22 protein-coding genes are annotated in these 22435 nt (G+C 65.6%); 13 read left to right on the forward strand and 9 right to left on the reverse strand.

Annotated features, from left to right (window positions below):
• The first annotated feature begins 2 nt into the window (after positions 1-2).
• From AB0L58_RS17135 to AB0L58_RS17165, 7 genes are read left to right on the forward strand one after another with little or no spacing between them, the layout of a single operon-like run.
• On the forward strand, positions 3-521 hold the full coding sequence (locus tag AB0L58_RS17135) for a (2Fe-2S)-binding protein (RefSeq protein WP_051183382.1): 519 nt from the start codon (positions 3-5) through the stop codon (positions 519-521).
• A complete protein-coding gene (locus AB0L58_RS17140; protein WP_364387524.1) occupies positions 518-2908 on the forward strand; it encodes an aerobic carbon-monoxide dehydrogenase large subunit in 2391 nt (796 codons plus the stop codon). Before AB0L58_RS17135 ends, AB0L58_RS17140 begins: the two co-directional genes overlap by 4 nt.
• 25 nt (positions 2909-2933) lie before the next feature.
• A complete protein-coding gene (locus AB0L58_RS17145) occupies positions 2934-3827 on the forward strand; it encodes an XdhC family protein (RefSeq protein ID WP_364387604.1) in 894 nt (297 codons plus the stop codon).
• Positions 3824-4417 carry an NTP transferase domain-containing protein gene (locus AB0L58_RS17150; RefSeq protein WP_364387526.1) on the forward strand — a complete coding sequence of 198 codons (594 nt, stop codon included), beginning with the start codon at positions 3824-3826 and terminating at the stop codon, positions 4415-4417. Before AB0L58_RS17145 ends, AB0L58_RS17150 begins: the two co-directional genes overlap by 4 nt.
• On the forward strand, positions 4414-5301 hold the full coding sequence (locus AB0L58_RS17155; protein WP_364387528.1) for a MoxR family ATPase: 888 nt from the start codon (positions 4414-4416) through the stop codon (positions 5299-5301). The genes AB0L58_RS17150 and AB0L58_RS17155 overlap by 4 nt, the downstream gene beginning before the upstream one ends.
• Positions 5302-5314: 13 nt before the next feature.
• Complete coding sequence (locus AB0L58_RS17160; protein WP_364387530.1) at positions 5315-5965, forward strand: SRPBCC family protein; 651 nt, start codon at positions 5315-5317, stop codon at positions 5963-5965.
• Positions 5962-7161: a VWA domain-containing protein gene (locus AB0L58_RS17165; RefSeq protein WP_364387532.1), complete on the forward strand. Its 1200-nt coding sequence runs from the start codon at positions 5962-5964 to the stop codon at positions 7159-7161. The genes AB0L58_RS17160 and AB0L58_RS17165 overlap by 4 nt, the downstream gene beginning before the upstream one ends.
• Before the next feature lie 87 nt (positions 7162-7248).
• On the opposite strand, the gene AB0L58_RS17170 is transcribed toward AB0L58_RS17165, so the two are convergent.
• Positions 7249-7779: a helix-turn-helix domain-containing protein gene (locus AB0L58_RS17170; protein WP_364387534.1), complete on the reverse strand. Its 531-nt coding sequence runs from the start codon at positions 7777-7779 to the stop codon at positions 7249-7251.
• A 116-nt stretch (positions 7780-7895) separates the two neighbouring features.
• On the opposite strand from AB0L58_RS17170, the gene AB0L58_RS17175 reads away from it, so the two are divergent.
• Positions 7896-8408, forward strand: a complete 513-nt coding sequence (locus AB0L58_RS17175; RefSeq protein WP_364387536.1) for an SRPBCC family protein — start codon at positions 7896-7898, stop codon at positions 8406-8408.
• Positions 8408-9457: an LLM class flavin-dependent oxidoreductase gene (locus AB0L58_RS17180; RefSeq protein WP_364387538.1), complete on the forward strand. Its 1050-nt coding sequence runs from the start codon at positions 8408-8410 to the stop codon at positions 9455-9457. Before AB0L58_RS17175 ends, AB0L58_RS17180 begins: the two co-directional genes overlap by 1 nt.
• 60 nt (positions 9458-9517) lie before the next feature.
• On the opposite strand, the gene AB0L58_RS17185 is transcribed toward AB0L58_RS17180, so the two are convergent.
• The gene (locus AB0L58_RS17185; protein WP_364387540.1) at positions 9518-10402 is read right to left on the reverse strand and encodes an NAD(P)-dependent oxidoreductase; all 885 of its coding nucleotides are present in this window, start codon (positions 10400-10402) and stop codon (positions 9518-9520) included.
• 296 nt (positions 10403-10698) lie between these two features.
• Here AB0L58_RS17185 and AB0L58_RS17190 point away from each other — a divergent pair, with 296 nt between their 5' ends.
• The 3 genes from AB0L58_RS17190 to AB0L58_RS17200 all read left to right on the forward strand — a co-directional run bounded on the left by AB0L58_RS17190 (position 10699) and on the right by AB0L58_RS17200 (position 14036).
• The gene (locus AB0L58_RS17190) at positions 10699-11166 is read left to right on the forward strand and encodes a hypothetical protein (protein ID WP_364387542.1); all 468 of its coding nucleotides are present in this window, start codon (positions 10699-10701) and stop codon (positions 11164-11166) included.
• A 399-nt stretch (positions 11167-11565) separates the two neighbouring features.
• Positions 11566-12675: a GAF domain-containing protein gene (locus tag AB0L58_RS17195; protein WP_364387544.1), complete on the forward strand. Its 1110-nt coding sequence runs from the start codon at positions 11566-11568 to the stop codon at positions 12673-12675.
• 110 nt (positions 12676-12785) lie between these two features.
• Complete coding sequence (locus tag AB0L58_RS17200; RefSeq protein WP_364387546.1) at positions 12786-14036, forward strand: cytochrome P450; 1251 nt, start codon at positions 12786-12788, stop codon at positions 14034-14036.
• A 55-nt stretch (positions 14037-14091) separates the two neighbouring features.
• Here the strand turns inward: AB0L58_RS17200 and AB0L58_RS17205 are convergent, their stop codons facing one another.
• Together AB0L58_RS17205 and AB0L58_RS17210 are read right to left on the reverse strand one after the other, a co-directional pair.
• A complete protein-coding gene (locus AB0L58_RS17205; protein WP_364387548.1) occupies positions 14092-15333 on the reverse strand; it encodes a styrene monooxygenase/indole monooxygenase family protein in 1242 nt (413 codons plus the stop codon).
• An 88-nt stretch (positions 15334-15421) separates the two neighbouring features.
• Complete coding sequence (locus AB0L58_RS17210; RefSeq protein ID WP_364387550.1) at positions 15422-15562, reverse strand: hypothetical protein; 141 nt, start codon at positions 15560-15562, stop codon at positions 15422-15424.
• A 278-nt stretch (positions 15563-15840) separates the two neighbouring features.
• Between AB0L58_RS17210 and AB0L58_RS17215 the strand changes: the two genes are divergently transcribed.
• Positions 15841-18432, forward strand: coding sequence for an AAA family ATPase (locus AB0L58_RS17215; protein ID WP_364387552.1), 2592 nt, complete (start codon positions 15841-15843; stop codon positions 18430-18432).
• Between the two features lie 193 nt (positions 18433-18625).
• Here AB0L58_RS17215 and frdD read toward each other — a convergent pair whose 3' ends face one another.
• Genes frdD through AB0L58_RS17240 form a run of 5 tightly spaced genes read right to left on the reverse strand, consistent with a single transcriptional unit; the run spans position 18626 to position 22110 of the window.
• Positions 18626-18979 (reverse strand): fumarate reductase subunit FrdD, encoded by a 354-nt coding sequence (gene frdD / locus AB0L58_RS17220; RefSeq protein WP_364387554.1) that lies wholly within the window; start codon positions 18977-18979, stop codon positions 18626-18628.
• On the reverse strand, positions 18976-19368 hold the full coding sequence (locus AB0L58_RS17225; protein WP_364387556.1) for a fumarate reductase subunit C: 393 nt from the start codon (positions 19366-19368) through the stop codon (positions 18976-18978). The genes frdD and AB0L58_RS17225 overlap by 4 nt, the downstream gene beginning before the upstream one ends.
• On the reverse strand, positions 19365-20108 hold the full coding sequence (locus AB0L58_RS17230) for a succinate dehydrogenase/fumarate reductase iron-sulfur subunit (protein WP_364387558.1): 744 nt from the start codon (positions 20106-20108) through the stop codon (positions 19365-19367). Before AB0L58_RS17230 ends, AB0L58_RS17225 begins: the two co-directional genes overlap by 4 nt.
• Positions 20109-20113: 5 nt before the next feature.
• Positions 20114-21856, reverse strand: coding sequence for a fumarate reductase (quinol) flavoprotein subunit (frdA, locus tag AB0L58_RS17235; RefSeq protein WP_364387560.1), 1743 nt, complete (start codon positions 21854-21856; stop codon positions 20114-20116).
• A 20-nt stretch (positions 21857-21876) separates the two neighbouring features.
• Positions 21877-22110, reverse strand: coding sequence for a hypothetical protein (locus AB0L58_RS17240; RefSeq protein ID WP_364387562.1), 234 nt, complete (start codon positions 22108-22110; stop codon positions 21877-21879).
• Between the last annotated feature and the right edge of the window lie 325 nt (positions 22111-22435).

Below are 22435 nucleotides of genomic sequence, written 5' to 3' on the forward strand. Positions count from 1 at the left end.
CCATGCAGGTAACCATGACCGTCAATGGCGAGCCGGTGACCGCGGAGGTCGAACCACGCACCCTGCTCGTGCATTTCCTGCGAGATCAGTTGCGGCTCACCGGAACCCACTGGGGTTGTGACACCAGCAACTGCGGCACCTGTGTGGTCGAGGTCGACGGCGAACCGGTGAAGTCGTGCACGATGCTGGCCGTAATGGCGGGCGGCCGTTCGGTGCGCACCGTCGAGGGGCTCGAGGTGGACGGCCAACTCGATCCCGTGCAGGAGGGCTTCATGCAGTGTCACGGATTGCAGTGCGGATTCTGCACGCCCGGAATGATGATCACCGCCCGCGCCCTGCTCGACCGCAACCCGAACCCCGACGAGCAGACCATCCGGGAGGCGATCTCGGGCCAGATCTGCCGCTGCACCGGATACACCACCATCGTGCGGTCGATCCAGTGGGCGGCGGCGAAGCAACGCGGCGAAGCGGTGGAGCCCGAACCCGCCGCCACACCGACGCCGGTAGGGAGCACATCATGACCGCGGTCGAGTCCCGGCCCGAAGACCGCGTCGACAACGACCGCAAGCCGTGCGGTCACGGCCGAATGCTCCGCAAAGAGGATCCGCGGTTCATTCGCGGACGCGGCAACTACGTCGACGACGTGCAACTGCCCGGCATGCTGCATATGGCGATACTGCGGTCCCCGTTCGCGCACGCGCGGATCGTGAGCGTCGATGTCTCCGCGGCACAGGCACATCCGAAGGTCAAGGCGGTTGTCACCGGTGCGGACCTGGCGGCGAAGGGGCTGGCCTGGATGCCGACGCTGTCCAACGATGTGCAGGCCGTGCTGGCGACGGACAAGGTCCGGTTCCAGGGCCAGGAGGTGGCCTTCGTCGTCGCCGAGGATCGCTACTCCGCGCGTGATGCGTTGGAGCTGATCAATGTCGAGTACGAGATGCTCGATCCGGTGATCGATGCCCGGACCGCGCTGGCGCCGGATGCGCCGGTGATCCGCGACGATCTCGAAGGCAAGCGGGACAATCACTGCTTCGACTGGGAGACCGGCGACGCCGCGGCGACCGAGGCGGTGTTCGCGCGCGCCGATGTGATCGTCGAACAGGAGATCGTCTATCCGCGAGTGCATCCCGCCCCGATGGAAACCTGCGGCGCCGTCGCGGATCTCGATCCCGTGACGGGCAAGCTCACGCTGTGGTCGACGAGCCAGGCACCGCATGCCCATCGCACGATCTACGCGATGGTGGCCGGACTGCCCGAGCACAAGATCCGGGTGATCTCACCCGATATCGGCGGCGGGTTCGGCAACAAGGTGCCCATCTATCCGGGATACGTCTGCGCCATCGTCGGGTCGCTGTTGCTGGGCAAACCGGTGAAATGGATGGAGGATCGCAGCGAGAATCTCACCAGCACCGGATTCGCCCGCGACTACATCATGCTCGGCGAGATCGCCGCCACCGCCGAAGGCAAGATTCTGGCGATCCGGTCGACCGTGCTCGCCGATCACGGCGCCTTCAATGGCACGGCCGCGCCGCTGAAGTATCCGGCTGGCTTCTTCGGCGTCTTCACCGGTAGCTACGACATCGAGGCCGCCTACTGCAAGATGACCGCGGTCTACACCGACAAGGCCCCCGGCGGCGTCGCCTACGCGTGCTCGTTCCGGATCACCGAGGCCGTCTACTTCGTCGAGCGGTTGGTGGACTGCCTCGCCTACGAACTGAAGATGGATCCCGCCGAGCTGCGGCTGCGGAATCTGCTTCGCGCCGAACAGTTCCCGTACACCAGCAAGACCGGCTGGGTCTACGACTCCGGTGACTACGAGAAGACCATGCGTCTTGCGATGGACATGATCGGCTACGACGCCTTGCGCAAGGAACAGCGGGACAAGCGCGCCCGCGGCGAGCTGATGGGCATCGGCATGTCCTTCTTCACCGAGGCCGCGGGCGCGGGTCCGCGCAAGGATATGGACATCCTCGGACTGGGGATGGCCGACGGATGCGAGCTGCGCGTGCACCCGACCGGCAAAGCCGTTGTGCGGCTGTCGGTGCAGACCCAGGGGCAAGGACACGAGACGACGTTCGCCCAGATCGTCGCGGAGGAACTCGGCATACCGCCCGACGATATCGACGTGGTGCACGGCGACACCGATCAGACCCCGTTCGGCCTCGGCACTTACGGCAGCCGGTCGACACCGGTCTCGGGGGCCGCTGCCGCACTGGTGGCGCGGAAGGTGCGCGACAAGGCGCGGATCATCGCGTCGGGCATGCTCGAGGTCTCTGTCGCCGATCTCGAGTGGGAGAAGGGCTCGTTCCACGTCAAGGGCGATCCGTCCGCGGCCGTGACGATCCAGCAGATCGCGATGCGCGCACACGGCGCGGGTGATCTGCCCGAGGGTATCGAGGGCGGGCTCGACGCGCAGATCTGTTACAACCCGGAGAATCTCACCTTCCCGTACGGTGCGTACTTCTGCGTCGTCGACATCGACCCCGGGACGGCCGTGGTGAAGGTGCGGCGCTTCCTCGCCGTCGACGACTGCGGCACCCGGATCAATCCGATGATCATCGAAGGTCAGGTGCACGGCGGCATCACCGACGGCATCGGCATGGCGCTGATGGAGATCATCGCCTTCGACGAGGACGGCAACTGCCTCAGCGGATCCCTGATGGACTACCTGATCCCGACGGCGCTCGAGGTTCCGCACTTCGAGACCGGGTACACGGTCACCCCCTCTCCGCACCATCCGATCGGCGCGAAAGGTATCGGCGAATCGGCCACGGTCGGATCGCCTGCGGCGGTGGTCAATGCGGTGGTGGATGCGCTGGCGCCGTTCGGGGTTCGCCACGCCGATATGCCGCTGACGCCGTCGCGGGTGTGGGAAGCGATGCGGGGCCGGGCCACACCCCCTATCTGAGTAGGTGCGAGCGATGGGATCACCGATGAAGATGACCGAGCGCGCACAGCAGCTCGTCCGCACCCGGACGCCGTTCGTGCACGCGACGGTCGTGCGCGCGCAGCAGCCGACCTCGGCGCACGCCGGGGACGAGGCGATTCTGTTGCAGGACGGGACGATCGAAGGATTCGTCGGCGGCCAGTGCGCCCAGAACTCGGTGCGCAAGGCGGCGCTGGGCGCCCTGCAGTCGCACGAGAGTGTGCTGCTGCGCGTGCTGCCCGACGGCGATCTGCATTTTCCCGAAGCGCCCGGTGCGGCAGTGGTGGTGAATCCCTGTCTGTCCGGCGGAGCTCTGGAGATCTTCCTCGAGCCGCAGATCCCGGCGCCGCTGGTGCGTATCTGCGGTGCGACACCCATCGCCGACGCCCTGGCCGACGCGTGCGGACTGGTGGGTTTCGGGGTGCAGCGCAGCGCTGCCGAAACCGAATCGCTGGATTCGCTGGCCGATACGACCGCGGTGGTGATCGCCAGCCATGGTGGACCGGAAGCCGAGATGATCCGCGTCGCGCTCGACGCGGGTGTGGGGTATGTCGGGTTGGTGGCCAGCAGGATTCGGGGCGCGTCGATCCTCGACGAACTCGAATTGACCGACGCCGAGCGCGCGCGCGTGCGTACCCCCGTGGGTTTGCCGATCGGTGCGAAGACGTCCGCGGAGATAGCCGTTTCGATTGTCGCGGAGGTGATCCAAGCGGTCCGCAAGGGTGGCTTGGCCATCACGCCCCGCGCGGCGAATGTCGCTGTCGAGACTCTCGATCCAGTGTGCGGCATGACCGTGACGGTCGGGCCGGACACACCACATCTCACCATCGACGACGTCGACTATTGGTTCTGCGGCTCCGGCTGCCGCAATTCCTTCGCGGCGACGAAGACGGGCTCATGACGAACGGGGTGGTCACCGGAGTGGTACTCGCCGCGGGAAACTCACGGCGCCTCGGCACCGCGAAACAGCTACTGCCGTACCGAAATACGACGGTTCTCGGCGCCACCCTCGACGTGGTGCGATCCTGCGCTTTCGATCAGATCATCGTCACGCTCGGCGGTGCGGCGGCGGCGGTGCGCCAGCAGGTCGATCTCACCGGGGTGGAAGTCGTCCTGGCCGACGACTTCATTTCGGGCTGTTCGTCGTCGTTGCGTTCGGCCCTGAGCTCGGTGCATCCCCGAGCTGCCGGGATTGTGTTGATGCTCGGTGATCAACCGGGTCTGTCGGCGGCGACCGTCGACCGGCTGATCGCCGACGGTACATCCACCGCGATCACGGTCTGTCGCTACCACGACGGCATCGGGCATCCATTCTGGCTGAGCCGCACCATATTCGGTGAGTTGGCCCGATTGCACGGCGACAAGGCCGTGTGGAAGATCATCGAGTCGGGCCGCATCCCGGTGTCGCGGCTCGACGTCGACGCACCGGTGCCCTTGGACGTCGACACCTGGGACGACTACGAGCGGCTGCGCGCCGCGACGTCGCCATGATGTCGCCATTCGACGATATCGAGGATGTGGTGCGACGATTCGACGCCGACGACTACCTGCTCGATACCGGCACCGCCGCCGCCTTCTATCTGGCCACCACGCTGGGGCGGCCACTGCTGCTGGAAGGCGAACCGGGAGTGGGCAAGACGACGGGGGCGAAGACCCTGGCCACCGTGCTCGGTGCACCGCTGATCCGCCTGCAGTGCTACGAGGGCCTCACCGTGAGCGAAGCGCTGTACGACTGGAACTACCAGCGTCAGCTGCTCAGCATCCGGCTCGCCGAGGTACGCGGCGCCGACCTCACCGAGGCCGACCTGTTCACCGAGGCATATCTGGTCGACCGCCCGATCCTGCGCTGTGTGCGCTACCGCGGTCCGACGCCCCCGGTGCTGTTGGTCGACGAAATCGACCGTGCCGATGACGAATTCGAGGCGCTGCTGCTCGAATTCCTCGGTGAGGCCACGGTGACCGTTCCCGAGCTCGGCACTTTTGTCGCCGAACACCCGCCGCTCGCGGTGCTGACCTCGAACCGCAGTCGAGATCTGCACGACGCGCTGCGGCGCCGCTGCCTGTACCACTGGATCGACTACCCGGAACCGGCTCGTGCGGTGGCGATCGTGCGACGCACCGTACCCGGAGCAACCGACGCGCTGATCGAGCACGCCACCCGATTCGTCGGCCGCGCCCGCGATCTCGATCTCGACAAGCCGCCCGGCGTCGCCGAGACCATCGACTGGATCGCCGCGCTGGTGACGCTCGGCGTCGCCGATCTCACCGCGCCGGATGCGGTCACCTCACTCAGCGCACTGGCGAAGACACCCGACGACCGTTCCACCGTCCACGAGGCATTCGTCGAATACACCCAAGGTCTGGCTACCGGATGAGAGGGATACTCCGATGAAGATCGCCAATGAGTTCACTGTCAACGCACCCGTCGAGCAGGCATGGGCGGTGCTGACCGATCTGGAACAGGTGGTCCCGCTCATGCCCGGCGCACAGATGGTCGGCTGGGAGGGCGAGGACTTCCTCGGCCGACTGAAGGTCAAAGTCGGCCCCGTGACCAGCGAATTCACCGGGAAGGCGAATTTCGTCGAGCGCGATGAACACGACCATCGCGCCGTCATCAACGGCAGCGGCCGGGATTCACGCGGGTCCGGAAACGCGGCTGCGATCATCACCACGCAACTGCGCGAGGACGGCGACCGGACTCGGGTCACCGTGGACACCGACCTCAAGATCGTCGGCAAGCTCGCTCAGTTCGGCAGCGGGATGCTGCAGCAGGTGTCGGAGAAGATGATCGGTCAATTCGTCGCATCTCTGGAAGAGAAACTCGCGGAGGGCGATTCGGCCGCTGCGGCAGTGGCGGCCGGGCCGGACAGCCGAGGGACGCGGCCGCGACCGGGCGCGCAAACCGAGCCCGCGCCGCTCGACCTCGTCGACCTCGTCGGGCCCGCGATGATCAAGAAGTACGCGCCCGCGATCGCGTTCGTGCTTGCGTTCGTGCTCGGAATCATCCTGGTGCGCAGGCGGATGCGCGGGCAGCGATGACGCGAGCGGTGCTGCTGCGCGGCGTCGATCTGGCCGCATTCGCGGTGGCGGTGGTCGCGCGGCTGCGGCGTGGTGGCGTCGCGGTGGCGCCGAGCGGTCCCGCGCTGTTCGTACAGGCCTTGCGCCACATGGCGCCGCGCTCGCGCTCCGAAGTCTACTGGGCCGCGCGGCTCACACTGGTCGATCGCATGCAGGATCTCGCCGCCTTCGACACGGTCTTCGCGGCGGTCTTCGCCGACGCGGTGCTGGGTGTGGACCCGCCGAGCCGAACGCACGGACTGCCGACCGAACGCGCGTCGGCACCGGGTACCAGCGCTCGGGGGCAGTCTCGGCAGGGCGGTGGAGTCCCATGGGCGACACTGCAATCAGCGACCGGTGCCGACCGCTCGACCGACCAGCGTGCGGGGCTGCCGGACCTGCTGCCGAGCCCGTTCGCGGCACGAGCACAGGAACCGTTCGCCCGCTTCGATCAAGACGACCTGCGGACGGTCGGCGCCTGGCTGGAACAGGCGTCGGCGCTCTGGCCGCAGCGTCGCAGTAGGCGATACGCAAATCACCCGCACGGCAAGCGGATCGACTTCCGGGCGACGATGCACAACTCCCGCCGCACCGGCTGGGAATCGGCGGTGCTGGTCCGCACTCGTCCCCGACGCCGCCCGCGCCGAATCGTGATGATCTGTGACGTCAGCCGTTCGATGCAGCCGTATTCGACGATCTACCTGCACCTGATGCGGGCCGCGGTGCAGCGCTGTTCGCCCGACCGCCCCGAGGTGTTCGCCTTCTCCACCTCGCTGACCAGGCTGACCTCGGTGCTGGCGCACCGTTCCCCGGACGTCGCGGTGGCTCGGATCAACGACAAGGTGGTCGACCGCTACGGCGGCACGCATATCGGCCGGTGCCTCGGCACGCTGCTCGCGACTCCGTCCGGCAATGCGGTGCGCGGCGCCGTCGTCGTCATCGCATCCGACGGTTGGGACAGCGACACACCCGATGTCCTGGCCCGTGCGATGGCCAGGATCCGACGGCGGGCTTGGCGCGTGATCTGGCTCAATCCCCGTGCGGGCGACTCCCGATTCCAGCCGACCACCGGTGCGATGGCGGCGGCCCTGCCGTACTGCGACATCATGATGCCCGCACACACGCTGGCGGGTATGCGCGCGTTCGTACAAGTCCTGGCATCGACGATTGTCACCTGATGGCAAGACCGAGTCGGCGGCGGCTTTGCCTGGATCTGGCCGATTCCGTGGCATGGGACCGCGGACATGTCGGGCAGGACGAACGTCTCAGGCCAGGTCAGCCGGCTGACGGTCCGGATCGTCCAGGTGAAATCGACGTCGAATATTCGGGCGCTCCAGCAACTTCGGCGGGTACCCGGGGCCGGGCCGAGGGGTAACGTCCTGCGACGCCAGCGGCTGCTTGCAGTATGAGCACACCACCTCGGCGTCGGCGTCGTGGCCGCAGGTGTCGTGTCGTGTGACGACGGGCGGTCCGGCCACATCTGCCAGCCAGCGGTCACCCCATGCGGTCATGGTCACGATGACGCCGTAGAAGTCGCGGCCGGATTCGGTGAGCAGATACTCGTGGCGCACGGGCATGGTCTCGTACACGCGCTTGTCCATGAGCCCGGCCTCGACCAGCCGACGCAACCGCTCGGAAAGGGTATTGCGCGCGATGCCGAGTTCATGCTGGAACTCGTCGAAACGGCTGATGCCGTAGAAGGCCTCGCGCAGGACCAGTGGCGTCCACCAGTCGCCGAGCAGATCCATGGTGCGGGCCAAGGAACAGGGCCAGTTCGCCAACGAGGTCCGTTTCACGTCGTCATCCTAGCGGGTCTTTCATTGAGACTCAGCTGTTGAGTATTGCGAGGAAGGCTTGTGTAGGTAAGTCTATCTACGCAACTATGGACGTAAACGGGTGGAAGGAGCTGATTGTGGAGTGGACCGGGCAGGTGTATGCGGACACCCCGACCGTGGCGGTGCAGACCTACATCGGTGCGCCGCCGGATCGGGTGTGGAGGTACGTCAGCGATATTCACCTCATGCCGCGTCTGAGCGCCGAACTGCGTGCCGTCGAGTGGCTCGACGGCACGACCGCGCCCGCGGTGGGTGCGCGGTTCAGCGGCAAGAACGCGCACGAGGCGCTGGGATCCTGGGAGACGATCAGCACCATCATCGAGTTCGATCCGCAGCGCAGCTTCGCCTGGGCGGTCGGTGACCCCGAATATCCCTCCAGCATTTGGCGTTTCACGCTGCGGCCCGAAGGTGCGGGCACGGTGCTCGAGCAATGGACGCAGATGGGCCCGGCCCGCTCCGGGCTCAGCTATGCCATCGACGCCATGCCCGAGAAGGAGCAGAAGATCGTGTTCGTCCGGCTGCGCGAATTCGAGACCGGTATGACCGCCAATCTCGCCGCTATCAAGGATCTGGTGGAGGGTGCCGCGTAATGCGTACGGCCACAACGATCGAAGGCTCCGGGATCGGCTGGTCCGAGCTCACCGAATTCGTCGTCGAAGCCGAGAAACTCGGACTGGACATCTGCTGGGTGGCCGAGGCCTGGGGCACCGACGCGGCTACGCCGCTGGGTTTTCTGGCGGCGCGCACCGAGCGAATCCTGCTCGGCTCCGGCGTCATTCAGCTCGGCACCCGATCCCCGGTGCTCATCGCCCAGACGGCGATGACCCTGGCCCAGCTCTCCGAGGGGCGTTTTCTGCTCGGTCTCGGTGCCTCAGGTCCCCAGGTCATCGAGGGCTTACATGGTGTTCCGTTCGCGCGCCCGCTGACCCGCATGCGCGAAACCGTGCAGATCATCCGAGACGTCTTCACGGGCAACAAAATCGCCTACCAGGGTGACCATTTCACCATTCCGCTGCCCGGCGGCGAGGGCCGTCCGATGCGGCTGAGTATGCAACCCATCGCAGTGCCGATCTACCTCGCCACACTGTCGCCGAAGATGCTGGAACTCACCGGCGAGATCGCCGACGGCTGGCTGGGCACCAGCTTCGTCCCCGAGGGTGCGGCCGCGTATTTCAGCCACCTCGACGCCGGGCTGGCCCGATCCGGACGCACCCGCGCCGATCTCGATATCTGTCAGGGCGCGGAGATCAATATCGTCGCCGACGAAGCCGAGTTGGCGGCCGTCGTCGGCAGTCGCAAACAGGAGCTCGCCTTCTCCCTCGGCGGCATGGGCTCCGGAACCACCAACTACTACAACAACGCCTACAGCCGCCAAGGTTGGGCTGATGTCGCCGCTCGGGTACGCGAGCGCTGGCGCAGCGGTGACCGCGGCGGTGCCGCGGCCCTCATTACCGACGAAATGGTCATGGCCACAACGCTGATCGGCACCGAGGACATGGTCCGCGACCGCCTGCGCACCTGGCGTGCCACCGGCGTCGACACCGTTCGCCTCTACCCCGCGGGCGACACCCTGCACGCGCGCCTCGACAACCTCGGCCGCGGAATCGATATGATCCGTGAAATCGGAGATCGAGCGTAGGCGTCCCCGACGCGTTTGTGCCTTGCCGTGGCGTCGGTGCTCGGCAGCGGGCGTGACACGCTACGCAGGCAACCCGGCCCGGCGCCGGGCCACGGCGGCGACGGCGGCCCAGTCCTTATCTCCGTCACCGTGGGCGAGGGCGTCGAGAAAGGCGTCGCGCAGGACGCTGCCGAAAGGCAGCGGGACGTTCGCCGCCGCGCCGGCGGTGAGGGCGAGGTCGACATCCTTGAGACCCAATGGCAGCCGGAAGCCGGCTGGCTCGTACCGGCGTTCGGCGACCATTGCGCCGTAGCCGGAGTAGATCGGCCCGGGAAATAGTGTGCCGCTGAGCATTTCGACCAGGTCGGTGGGCCGGACACCGTGGGACTCCGCCAAACTGCACGCCTCGGCCATGGACTCGATGGCGCAGGCGATCAGGAAGTTGGCGCTGATCTTGGCGGCGTTGGCATGGCTCGGGCGGGTGCCGAAATGCCAGGTGTACCGCCCCATCGCGGACAGCAGCGGTGCCGCCTTCGCCAGCGCCGTCTCGTCGCCGGCGGCGAGAATGTTCAGTTCGCCGGCGGCGGCAACTCGAGGCCGGCCGAGGACCGGCGCGGCGACGTACCCGATGCCGTGCTCGGTGTGCAGGGCTGCGGCCCGCTCGGCAAGTGCGATCGAGACTGTCGCCATATTGAGGTGTACCGCTGCCTTCGCACCGGCCAACAGCGTCGGGTCGAGCAGCGACTGCTCGACTGCTCGGTCATCGGCCAGCATCGAGACGACCGCCTCGGCGGCGAACACGTCATCGAGACGCCCGGCCGCCTCGGCGCCCAGTGCGACCAGCGCGGCGACCGGTTCGGGGGAGCGGTTCCAGACCAGGAGCCGAAAGCCGGCCCGAATCAGGCTGCCGGCCATGCCCTGCCCCATCGCGCCGAGCCCGATGAAACCAACTGTCATTCCAGACATCGCACACTCCTCGTCGTCGTCGTCGGCCGACCGACTGAACGGCGGCCCTTTTCTGGTCGAAACCTATGCAACTGGGTCGGTACGGATCGAGCCTGATTAATCGTCCACCCTTGCCGGACATCGCCGCGGTCTATCCCGAGGTGCGGTTTTCGCTGCTGAGCAAACACACCAGGTGTGGCGCCATCCTCGCGGGGTAGGCAATCGATCGAGAGCAGGCATCCCGCCAGCATCGATGCACCGCGTGCCGGCTGAGCGCGGCACGCTCGAAAGAGATCCCCGCCAAAAAAGGAGCAGATATGTCCACCATCCACTTCAAGGAGACGACGGACTCGACGCCCGAGCAGTTCGTCGCGGCGCTGACCGACTTCGGGCCCGGCCGCTCACAGCTGTTCGGCAACAGCACCGACCAATATCTCGAGGTGCACGCCAGAGGCCGCAGCGAGGCCGACGTGACCGAGGGCTCGCGTGGCATCTGGGAACGCCTGCACTACGACTGGTCGAACCCCGACCGCGTCGTGATGACGACCACCGACTCCAACGTGTGGGGCGGCCACTCGGGCCACACATACACCTTCGCTCGCCGACCCGACGGGAAGACCGATATGGATGTTGTCGTGGTGCGCGAGGGCAAGAACCTCAGGGGCCGGGTGCTCGGCGTGGTGGTCGGGACGTTCGGCAAGCCCGTCTTGAAGCACGCGCTCGAAAAGACCGTCAAGGCCGTCGAAGCTCGCAACACCGGCACTGGAACTGCCGAACGCTCGTGACCTCGCAATGAGCAAGTTGCCGCGACGATCGTGTGCGCAGACGCGCTGGTTCGGATGCGGCGGCTCGCCTTCCCACAGGTGCGGATAATGGTCGAGCGCCCGTGCGGCTGTCTTCGGCAGAATAGTGATCGCGGGAAGGGTTCTGCCGAAGTTGCCGGGCCCAACCGCTTCGGTGACCGGAACCCGAGGCCTTCGAGACCGGGACGCGTTCGGTGATCCTGTGCTCGCCGCCCCGTCGACGCCTGCGGTGCGCCCACACACCTAGGCCCACACACCTAGGTATGGCTCGGCTGCCTACGCCGCAGCACCCGATGTCTTCGTCTCCCCTATCTCGGAATACTGAGTCGACGTGCAGACCAGTCGCAGGTGTCGGCAGGGAACGGATGAGGCGGAGCAGGTGTGGTGATCCCGTGGGCGACGGTGGAGACGTTGGCGCCGGAGGTCGTGTCGGTGGCTTCGGTGGGGGACGTATCGCGCAATTTCGCCAGTTGTGACCGTGTTGTGCAGCGACTGCTGGCGAAGACTCCGGCGTTATACGACGCTCTCACGACCCGCGATATCACCGAGATGATCCGCGTGGTGCACTGCCGGGGCGAGGGGATGGATCGGACGATCTCGACCGGGGCTGGGGCGCACAGGCTGGTGCTGCGGCCGGTACTCGGTCCGGCCGGAGATGTGCACGCGGTGCGGTTGTGGTTCGGTGCTGTCGCGGTGCCGATTCCACCGTCGCGCCCGGCGGTTGGACTCATCTGGGAACTCGATACGCAGCTGATCCACCAGCCCGTCGACCTTCGGCGGTTATGCGGTGTCGACGCTGAGGAGTTTGTACCGCGACGTTCCATTGCCGAGCTGTTCCATCGAATTTCGACATTCGACCGACATGCGGAGGTGCTCGATCTGCTCTACGCTCCGGTGCCCGGTAAGAAGCTCCAGTTCGATGTGATCGTGACCAGTGGGTCCATGCGACGAGGGCACTGGCGGATCACTATGCGGGCTCGCGATGACGAACGTACCCGCGGCGCTTGGTTGTTGATCGAAGACGTGACCTCGGACAGTATGCCGTCGATGGCGCCGGCTCTCGATCACGTCGGGCTGCGGGAAGCCCACCGCCGTGCCGGAACCCATTTGGCTATTGTGCAACTCGAGCACGCCACCATCGCCCATTGGCTCACCGAGCCTGCCCCCTGGATCCGGTGGGATTACCTGTTCCGGCCGGTCGATGTGTTCCATCCCGGTGATCGTGCTCGACTGGTCGACTTCGGTGCCAGGCTCGCATCCGGCGATGCGGTGGAAGTCGCCGTACGCACATTGAACTACGGTGGCGGATACACACCGACGTCATTGCTGCTCTATCCGTATCCCGGATATTCGGCACGCCAGCTCACCATCGCCCAATTCGTCCACGTCGGCGACGACCTTCCGATTGCGCAACCGACTGAACCGGTCGGCTATGACGAACAACTGAGGCGATGGAGGTCCGATCGAATGGAACATACCCCGGCCTATTGAAAGGTCGCGTCGGTACGAATCTACCGATGTTCGGGACATACCTATTGCGCAATCGTTACCGCGACCCACCACTTGCCTGTGTGACACGGCCAGCGTTCGGAGTTTCGCTTTTGACCACGCAACAGTCCCCACTCGAGCCCGATACTTGTCCGGTTCCGCACCACGTAACGCCCGCCGGGGGTGATGGCGAATACGTCCCGTTGTATTCCCAGGATTTCGCCGCCGATCCACACACCGCCTATCGGGAGATGCGTAGCCGCTACGGCGCGCTGGCGCCGGTGGAACTAGCACCGGGAGTACCAGCGACCCTGGTGCTCGACTACTACACGGCGGTGCGCATCCTGAACGATCCAGACCGTTTCCCGGCCGATCCACGCGGCTGGCAGCAGCAGATTCCCGCCGAATGTCCGGTACGGCCGATACTCGAGTGGCGTCCGAACGCACTTCGCAGTGCTGGTAACGAACACACCCGCTACCGGCAGGTCATCGCCGCGGCCATCGATGGGGTCGATCTCCACGCCTTGCATGCCACCGTGGAATCCATTGCCGTACCGTTGATCGAGGCCTTCAGCGCATCCGGAACGGCGGACCTGATCAGTCAATATGCCCTACCCCTCGCATTCAGCGCGATCAACGCGATGCTGGGCTGTCCACCGGAGATCGGGCAGCGGGTCGCACAGGCCACCGCCGCGATCTTCGAGGGCGTCGACGCCGAACAAGGCAACAAAATGCTCAGCGAGGCTTTGCTGGACCTGATCGCCATGAAACGAGCCGAACCAGGCGATGACATCACAACGCGATTAATCGAACATCCAACCCGGCTCGACGAATCGGAGTTGATTCATCAGCTCGTCATCTTGTACGGCGCGGGAATCGAACCGCAACAGAATCTGATCGTCAATACGTTGTTGCTGATGCTTACCGACGAGCGGTTCGCGGGCAGTGTATTGGGCGGTAGCCTCTCGACCCGGGACGCACTCGACGAGGTCTTGTTCGCCGACCCGCCGATGGCCAATTTTTGCGTCACCTATCCACGACAACCGATTCTGGCCAGCAATATCTGGCTGCCCGCCAACGAACCGGTCGTCATCAGCATGGCCGCCTGCAACAACGATCCAACGATCAGTGGCGGTGAGCATTTCGGTAATCGTTCACACCTGGCATGGGGTGCTGGACCGCACGCCTGCCCGGCGCGAACGGCGGCATACCTGATCGCCCAGGACGCCATCGATCAACTCCTCGACGCCCTTCCCGATCTGGCGCTGGCCGTGCCGATCGACGAACTCGACTGGCGGCCCGGACCCTTCCATCGTGCTCTTGCTGCTCTCCCCGTGGCCTTCCCGGCGTCGATGACGCGCTGACCGCGGGGACCCCGGTGGCAGCCACTCCGGTGTGCGGATCGGTGACCCGCACGCGTCAGTGGGGTGCGGTTTCGACATGGGCATCGGGCTCCGGGTATCCGGCCGAAGCAGCAGCGGCGAATCCGACCATATTCGCAGGGCGGACGAAGGTTTCGGCGAAGGCGTCGGCCAGTGTGGTGTCATCCTGTGCGGCCAGCATCAGTTCCCGCACGGCCGTTGGTGGGTCGAGCACGGCCAGTGTCCAGCGTGCCGCGGGATGGGCGATCGCGGTCAGCCATGGCTGTGCCGCCGATGTCATCCAGGCCCGGTCGAACGGGCCGGTGGGATTGCCCAGAATCGCCGCACTGTATTGGGCGGCGCAGTGCGCGGCGCTGTTGGCGCCTTGCGCACCGCCGGGATCCATCCGACATACGACATCGCCGCCACCCAGTACGAGAGCACCGGAGGGCAGTGTGCCGATCGGCTCGCGCATGGTCGGCCCGACGGCGCCGACCAGAGTCGCACCACCGTCGGTCAATTCGGCGTTGCGATACCGATCGGCAAGCGCCGCAGGCAGATACCATTGCAAGAGATGCGCGGCGCGCGGCAAGCGCTCGGCCGGGACGGTGTTCGCGAAAGCGTCCAGTCCACGGTCGGGCACGCCCTCGAAAAGCAGTATTTCGCAACGCCGTTCCTGTCCGGGAGGACCGGTCAGTCCCGGATAGGAAATGATTTCGCCGTGGCCGGGCAGGGCTATATAGGTTCCGAGGCCATCCGGATCGGGCTCGACCCCGTCGAGGTACAGCACCGCCAATCGACGCATCGGCTCGGTCGGAACCGACCAGCTCGCGTCGGCGGGGAAGCATGCGGCGAGGTCACGCGATGCCCGACTGACGACGGTCAGATCGAATTCCGCGGCCCGCCGATCCAACTGCGGCACAGACAGTTCGGCGATCTCCAGACTGCCGCCCACGGCTGCGAACTCGGCCAGCCAGTGCGCGAACACTGTCCGCTGGTCGACACTCTGCGCTGGCTCGCTGAAGCGTCCGGCCCATCCGGACACCAGGTTTCGGTCGATGACCAAGTTGAACCGGATGCCTTGGATCCGGGGCGCGCTCGAGCGCCAAACACCCAGCCCCGCTCGAGATTCGAGTTCCAACGTAGGCTGGAATTTCACCTGCGTGCTGGTCACCGAGCCGGACAGCACCGCGGCCGCGTCGCGATCGGTCACCAGGGTGACCGGGACACCGCTGTGCCGCAACCGCAGTGCCAGCGGCAGGCCGCACTCGCCGGCGCCGAGTATCTGAATTCCGCGCACGTGAAATCCTTCCGATGGTTGATTCGCTTGTGGCAGTGCACAGATCGTCGATGGATGGTGCGCTGGCGTGCGTCGCCGCTCGTGGATCTCACGTCCACAACCTCCGGCATGGCAACGGCGGGTCATCGTGCTGGAGATTGCCGTCGACGGTCACGATCGCGCCGATCCGAGCCGCCGCCGCGGCGAATCGGTGCGCGATCGCGCGGTCGTCCAGGTAGTCCAGCTCCATCGGCGGACTGTTGAATCGCACATGTATGTGACACGAGTCCGCTGCCCGTCGCGGCTCGTCGGCCCCCGGATTGCGGTGTGCGTACATGTCGCGCTTCCTGTCATACCTACTTGTCGCCCGTGGCGGTCTGCCCAGGGACGGCGGCTATCGCAGCACCAGAATTGCTCGATAGGTAGGTTGGGTACATCGGGTGCCACCACGAACTTTTCAGTTGTCGCCTGCGACATGACGGTGTATTCGGGCTGCTCGGCGCCGATCGGCTGACTACTGTTCTCACCATGACCGGGCGATATTCACCGAGCCTCGGATCACTGCCGACAACCGTTAGCGATTTCGTCGGACGTGAACGGGAGCTGGACAAGATCGCGAAGTTACTGCTGGATTCGGCGCGTCTGATCACGCTGATCGGTTCGGGTGGTATCGGCAAGACTCGCCTTGCCACCGAGGCGGTGCATCGCTATCACAAGGCTCGTCGGGTTCCCGTCCGTTGGGTTCGGCTGGCCCGGCTGGCCAGCGACGCCGATATATCGGCGGTCGAGGACGAGGTGGCGCAGTCGATCGTCGACGCCGACTTCTCCGATCGATCGGTATGGGAGGCGCTGGTCGATACCCTCACTCGCTCCGACGCCGTGGGTCATCGGCTGCAGACGGTTCTGGTCATGGACAATTGCGAACACGTCCTGGACGGAGCCGGGCGATTGATCGACGAACTGCTCGACGCGGTGCCGGGTCTGACGGTCCTGGCCACCAGTCGCGAGGCTATCGGCTGGGTCGATGAGCAATTGGTGCCGGTCGGTTCGTTGCCTCGGGAGCAGGCGCTGGGACTGTTCCGCAAGCGAGCCGAGCTCACCGGGCGTGCCATCGCCGATGATCAACTCGCGCTGGCCGATTCGATCTGTCGGCACGTGCACAACCACCCGCTCTACATCCGGCTGGCCGCCGCCCGCCTGTTGCACCAGCCGTTGCCGATGATTCTGCGCGACCTCAGCGGCGAAGCCGGCGATCGGCGGCTGCGATGGTCGCACGGACCGCGCGTCGGCGCCGAGGAGCGCCATCAGGGCATCCGCGATGTCATCGCGTGGTCCTACGATCTGTGCACGGACCAGGAACGCCTGCTCTTCGATCGGATGTCGGTCTTCGCCGCGGGCTACGACGTGGATCCGGACGATGCAGCCGGTACGTCCGTTCTCGATGTCGGCGCGGAACTGGAGGCGATCGAGGGTGTCTGCGCCGATCTCGACATCGTTGCCGGTAACCCGCGAGTCGGCATCGCGAGAGGCGAGGTCGAGGGCCTTTTGGAGCGTTTGGCGGATCAGTCCCTGGTCTCGGTCCACCTGACTTCCGATACCGTCCGTTATTCACTGTTGGAGAGCTTCCGGGTATTCGCTCAGCAGCGATTGCGCGAGCGCTCGGCCGGCGCGGAATGGGAGCGACTGACCGCCCGGCATCGGCGCTACTACCGCGACAAAGTCATGCTGGCCTGCGCCGAATGGTTCAGCCCAGCGGAGCAGGATCTGCTCGATTGGGCGCGGGCGGCCTGGGACAACCTGCTCTGCGCGATCGATGGAAGCCTCACCACCCCAGGGGAATCGCGGATCGGACTGGAAATCGCCATCGGCTTGATCTCGTTGCGGGTTCCCTTCATCAGGGGGTCGCTGCGGGAGTCTCGGCGCTGGGCCGAGCGAACTCTGGCGGCGACGCGTGATCTCGACCCACAGCCCGTCGAGCTCCAGATGTCGGCAATGGCCCTGATCGGCTGGATCAGTATGTGCCAGGGAATACACGACGTCGCTGAGCGGATGCTCGAGGAGTGCATTGCCGCATGCGTGACAGATCCGACAGCACGGGCGAACTGGCGCCATGCCCCCGAGCGTGATCTCGGTCTGCCCGCACCCGTCGAGTTCACGCGCGGTAGCGAACTGATGCTGGTCTACAGTGACGCGCGTTCGGTAGCGGTGCTGGGGTGCGCTCGCGAGAAGTTCACGGCGCGTGGCGATCTCGGTGGTGCGGCCATGAGCGAGCTGTTCGAGGCACTGGCCGCCGGTTTTTGTGGCACCGCGGCGCAGGCCATGGAGATCGCCCGGCGCCATCTCGACAATGCCAGCGCGGCGGGGGCGCGCTGGGCGATATCCTGGGCCGAATTGGCGTGGGCGATTGCCCTGACCAAATACGGCGATCCCGAGGAGGCGCTCGCCGTCGCACGCCGCGCATTGGCGGATCAGGTCGCGATGCGTGACCAATGGGGTGCCCTCTGGGCGGTGCACATCCGGATGTGGGCGCTCGCGCGCATGTCGGGCGATGCGCGGACAATGGACGGCGCCGGGTCGGGCCGGGTGATTGCGGGGGCCACCGAAATCGCACTGCTGGGCGGCGGAGTCGCGACCTGGCGGCAGCGCCTGGGCGTGAACATAGCGGACCTGAGGCCATTCGAAACCGAAACCGACTACGCCATCGGCATCGCACGGGATGTGCTCGGACGCAAACTGTTCGAAACCACGCAGCGCGAGGGTGCCATGTTGCGGTCGGAACTCGGTGAGGTGGCGCGCCTGGCGTTGGGCACGTTGTCGATGGACAGGCTGGAGGTGGACCATCCCGTTCGGCGCACCCGCCCGTCGCCCTGGCAGGAACTGTCCAATGCCGAACAGGAGGTGGCCACGCTCGCGGCGGCAGGCTGGACCAATACGGCGATCGCGGCCAGTCGCGGCAACTCGTTCAAAACCGTAGACGCACAGATGGTCTCGATCTTCCAGAAACTGATGATCACATCGCGGGCCGACATCATCACCTTCGTGCCCGCCGACCGGCAAGGCGACGTCACGGATGCGGTAGCGCGTCGACCGAAACGTGCGAAGCGTGGGCCGACCCCCTAGCGCAACCGCCCCGGTGGCCGTCACCTGACGCGCCCAAATATGCAGGCACGCAGTAGAATCGGCGATGCGAGTCGTGGGTGCCCACGGGATCGGCCAGCATCTGAAGGGCGAATGCGTTCTCCTCGCCGACTGCGGCCGACGTTGCGGGATGGGCGTATTCCACTCGGACTACGTGATCATGATCGCCGCTGTTTTATACGCGCAGCAGGAGGTAGGCGGCGGTTCCCGAGCCGATAACAGCGCTGCCGTAGCAGACCAGGATGATCAACGTACTGAACTGCGCGAGCCGCAAGCCGTGCTCCAGCGTGTACCGGAAGCGGTGCGCCCAATGGAACAGAGCCACCACACAGAGTCCGCAAAGGACCAGCCGGGTGACAGGGTGACGCAATACCGAGAGCAGGTGTGCGTGGTCCGGTGCGGGCAGCCAGTCCAGCGGGAAGGCGAGGCCGAACAGGAACAGCAGCACCGGTATCAGCAGCGCAGCGGCCATCCCGCCGATGCCGAACAGCAGCCACGCCAACGGTTCCAAGGACCTCCTGTTCGTCATCGCAGCACCACCACCAGCACGATCGCCGTCACCAGAACCCACAGCAGATAGTGCAGCCCAACGATCACCACCGGTGCAACGCGCCGGTTCCGTACCCGCACCACCATCGCCTTGGGTGCGAGGTTGAACCAGGTCACCGTGTGCACAAGTACGAACAGCAGGGCGATGGTGTTCAGTGCGACCACCCACCCGCTTGCGCTCCAGCTCAGAAACCGCTGGTATTCATCGTTTCCGGAACTGACCGCACGGACCAGGAGCAGGAGGTATACCACGAACCAGGCGACGAACACGCTGCTGAGTTCGCGCAGGACGAAGAGTAGGTATGAGCGGCGTTGCACCCACCAGAACTTGGAGACCGGCCTTCGGTACAGCCGGGGTGTCGTGGTCATCGTGCCCGCCAAGGCATGAGGAAGTCTCGCAGTGATTGCGTGGCCGCGGTCAGCTTGTAGCGCTGGATCGCACCCGCCGGGTCGACCCCCTTGGGGCAGGCGGTGGTGCACTCGCCGACGAAGGTGCACGACCACACGCCCTCGGCGGAGGCCAGCACGTCCCGCCGGTCTGCGGCACCCTCATCGCGTGAGTCGAGGTTGTAGCGTTGGGCCAGCGCGATCGCCGCCGGACCGATGAATTCGGGCTCGAGCGCGAAGACCGGACAGGCCGAGTAGCAGAGCATGCAGTTTATGCACATGCTGAACTTCTGATAATCGTCCATCTCGGACGGTGTTTGCAGGTACTCGCCAGCATCGAGCGGCCGGTGTTCCTTCCTGATCAGCCATGGCTTGACCGCGGTCAGCTTGTGCATGAAGTCGGTGATCTCGATGACGAGATCCCGGATCACCGGGAAGTTGCGCAAAGGCTCGACCCGCACCGGCCCCGGCGCGTAGTCGGTAAGGAACGTAGCGCAGCTCAGTTGTGGCTCACCGTTGACGGTCATGCCGCAGCTACCGCAGATGCCCATCCGGCACGACCAGCGGTACGACACCGTTCCGTCGAGGTAGTCCTTGATGTAGTTGAGCCCGTCGAGCACCGTCCATTCCTTGCGCAGCGGAACCTCGTACGACTGCAGCACCGGTTCGTCATCTCGATCCGGTTGATAGCGCGCGACCTGCAGGGTTATCCGGTCCACCATCGCCATCACCTCCCATATACGCGTTCGCCCGGAGGCCAGCGAGTAATCGTTACCGGGAGGTACGAGACGCGACCCGAACCGTCCCGCTGTCGATGGACCACCGAATGGGCCAGGAATCGCTGGTCGTTCCTGGCGGGGAAATCGGTCCGCTGGTGCGCACCCCGGGACTCCTCCCGTGCCAGCGCGCAGGCGACGATGCATTCGGCCACATCGAGCATGCAGGACAGTTCCAGCATCGCCACCAGTTCGGTATTGAACGCCCGGCTGTGATCATCGAGGCGAGCGCGGCCGAACCGATCGCGTAGCACACGCATCGTGTCGGCAGCTTGGGCGAGGGAGTCGCCGTCCCGGTAGATCCCGGCACTGGCTTCCAGCGTCTCTTGCATCTCGGTGCGGATGTGGGCGATGCGTTCGGATCCCTCGGCATGTCGGGTGAAGCCTCGTTCCAGCCGATCCTGTTCGGCACGGCCGCGTGCCAGGACCGCCGACGTGCGGCGGGCCGTGGCCGAACTCGCATACTCGGCGGCGGCCCGACCGGCTCGCGCACCGAAGACCAGCAACTCCGGCAGGGAGTTCGAACCGAGCCGATTCGCGCCGTTGATACTGACGCAGGCGACCTCTCCGACGGCGTACAGGCCCTCTACGGGGGTCGCGCCGTGGATGTCGGTATGGATGCCGCCCATCATGTAGTGGACCACGGGACGTACCGGGATCAGTTCCCGGACCGGGTCGATGTTCTGGTACTTCGAGCACAGCTCACGCACGAACGGCAGTTTCGTATCGATGAGATCGGCACCGAGGTGGCGTAGGTCGAGGTGGACGACGTTTCCATACGGTGTGCCGACGGTCCGGCCCTTGTCGAGTTCGTGTACGAAGGCTTGCGACAGTCGGTCGCGTGGCCCGAGCTCCATGCTGCGCATCACCGGTACCGGTGATGGTGTCCCGAGATCGTAATCCTGCAGGTAGCGGTAACCGTCCTTGTTGAGCAGCCAGCCGCCCTCCGCGCGCGCTGCCTCGGTGATCAAGATGCCCGTGAACGGAAGGCCGGTCGGGTGGTATTGGACGAACTCCATATCCTTGAGCGGTGCGCCTGCCCGATAGGCCAAGGCCATACCGTCGCCGGTGTTGATATTGGCGTTGGTGGTGAACGGATACACCCGACCGCAGCCACCGGTGCACACGATGACAGCGCTGGCGAGCAGGGTTTCGATGCGTCCGGTGGCCAGTTCGATGGCGACGATGCCGCACACCTTGCCGTCGTCGACGAGCAATGTGGTGGCGAACCATTCGTCGTATCGGACGATGTCTCGATACGACAGTGCGGTCTGGAACAGGGTGTGCAGCAAGTGGAAACCGGTCTTGTCGGCTGCGAACCAGGTGCGGTTGTTCGTCATGCCGCCGAACGCCCGTACCGCGATGTGCCCGTCCGAGCGGCGGCTCCATGGACAGCCCCAATGCTCCAACTGCAGCAGCTCCCGCGGTGCCTCCTCGACGAACGCCTCGACGGCGTCTTGGTCACAGAGCCAATCGCTGCCGGAGACCGTGTCGTATGCATGCTCGTCGAGACTGTCGCCGGGACCGGCGACAGCGGCGGCGCCGCCCTCGGCGGAGACGGTGTGGCTGCGCATCGGATAGACCTTGGAGACGATCGCGATACTCAACTGCGGGTTGTGTTCGGCGATCGCGATGGCCGCACGCAGGCCCGCGCCGCCCCCGCCGATGATCACGACATCATGCGAAGCAGTCATGGTGGCACCACCGTCGTGCGTCAGGCCTCGAAGTCGGCGCTGCGCTCATCCATCAGGACCTTGCCGTCATGGCGGACCGTTTCGATCCGAACGCTGCCGTCGTGGTATTCGTGCCGAATCTTGCGGCAGCCACAGTCATAATGCAGATCGTCGATAATCAGGCCAGCTTCGTCATCTTCGCGATGGCGGGCCCCGCCCCTCAGTTTCCCGCATGGGGCGCGTTCGGTGCCGAACTGCTCAGTGATGCTGAGCATCTCCACCTCCCGGCGAACCGGTGGCACACCTTTGTTGATCGGTGTAGATACATCAGCGTACGCGCATTGCACCGGGGCCGCAGGAGGCGTTCTGTGTCTGGCGGCCTCGTCGCCGATACCCGACGCCACGCGCAGTTGCCGCGAAAACCGATTGCGCCGTGCCCGGCGTTGTCTGTCAACGGTTGTCAAGCGATAATGGATCGCAACCATTTCAGTTGACGGGGAGGTGATCGGTGGACGAAACAGTCGCAGTGTTGGCGTCGAGATTGACCCATTTGTTCGACGTCGTGCGCAGACCGGACGGTCGCGAGTTCAGCAACGAGGA

Source organism: Nocardia sp. NPDC052112 (genome assembly GCF_040680135.1).
In the GTDB taxonomy this organism is placed as follows: Bacteria; Actinomycetota; Actinomycetes; order Mycobacteriales; family Mycobacteriaceae; genus Nocardia.

What these genes read in the sequence shown, in the direction of transcription:
- AB0L58_RS17165 (WP_364387532.1), top strand. Translation starts at nt 5,962, where the DNA reads ATGACGCGAGCGGTGCTGCTGCGCGGCGTCGATCTGGCCGCATTCGCG.
- frdD (WP_364387554.1), bottom strand. Translation starts at nt 18,979, where the DNA reads ATGACGAACAGGAGGTCCTTGGAACCGTTGGCGTGGCTGCTGTTCGGC.
- AB0L58_RS17155 (WP_364387528.1), top strand. Translation starts at nt 4,414, where the DNA reads ATGATGTCGCCATTCGACGATATCGAGGATGTGGTGCGACGATTCGAC.
- AB0L58_RS17180 (WP_364387538.1), top strand. Translation starts at nt 8,408, where the DNA reads ATGCGTACGGCCACAACGATCGAAGGCTCCGGGATCGGCTGGTCCGAG.
- frdA (WP_364387560.1), bottom strand. Translation starts at nt 21,856, where the DNA reads ATGACTGCTTCGCATGATGTCGTGATCATCGGCGGGGGCGGCGCGGGC.
- AB0L58_RS17230 (WP_364387558.1), bottom strand. Translation starts at nt 20,108, where the DNA reads ATGGTGGACCGGATAACCCTGCAGGTCGCGCGCTATCAACCGGATCGA.
- AB0L58_RS17210 (WP_364387550.1), bottom strand. Translation starts at nt 15,562, where the DNA reads ATGGAGCTGGACTACCTGGACGACCGCGCGATCGCGCACCGATTCGCC.
- AB0L58_RS17145 (WP_364387604.1), top strand. Translation starts at nt 2,934, where the DNA reads ATGAAGATGACCGAGCGCGCACAGCAGCTCGTCCGCACCCGGACGCCG.
- AB0L58_RS17150 (WP_364387526.1), top strand. Translation starts at nt 3,824, where the DNA reads ATGACGAACGGGGTGGTCACCGGAGTGGTACTCGCCGCGGGAAACTCA.
- AB0L58_RS17215 (WP_364387552.1), top strand. Translation starts at nt 15,841, where the DNA reads ATGACCGGGCGATATTCACCGAGCCTCGGATCACTGCCGACAACCGTT.
- AB0L58_RS17225 (WP_364387556.1), bottom strand. Translation starts at nt 19,368, where the DNA reads ATGACCACGACACCCCGGCTGTACCGAAGGCCGGTCTCCAAGTTCTGG.
- AB0L58_RS17140 (WP_364387524.1), top strand. Translation starts at nt 518, where the DNA reads ATGACCGCGGTCGAGTCCCGGCCCGAAGACCGCGTCGACAACGACCGC.
- AB0L58_RS17190 (WP_364387542.1), top strand. Translation starts at nt 10,699, where the DNA reads ATGTCCACCATCCACTTCAAGGAGACGACGGACTCGACGCCCGAGCAG.
- AB0L58_RS17160 (WP_364387530.1), top strand. Translation starts at nt 5,315, where the DNA reads ATGAAGATCGCCAATGAGTTCACTGTCAACGCACCCGTCGAGCAGGCA.
- AB0L58_RS17135 (WP_051183382.1), top strand. Translation starts at nt 3, where the DNA reads ATGCAGGTAACCATGACCGTCAATGGCGAGCCGGTGACCGCGGAGGTC.
- AB0L58_RS17240 (WP_364387562.1), bottom strand. Translation starts at nt 22,110, where the DNA reads ATGCTCAGCATCACTGAGCAGTTCGGCACCGAACGCGCCCCATGCGGG.
- AB0L58_RS17185 (WP_364387540.1), bottom strand. Translation starts at nt 10,402, where the DNA reads ATGTCTGGAATGACAGTTGGTTTCATCGGGCTCGGCGCGATGGGGCAG.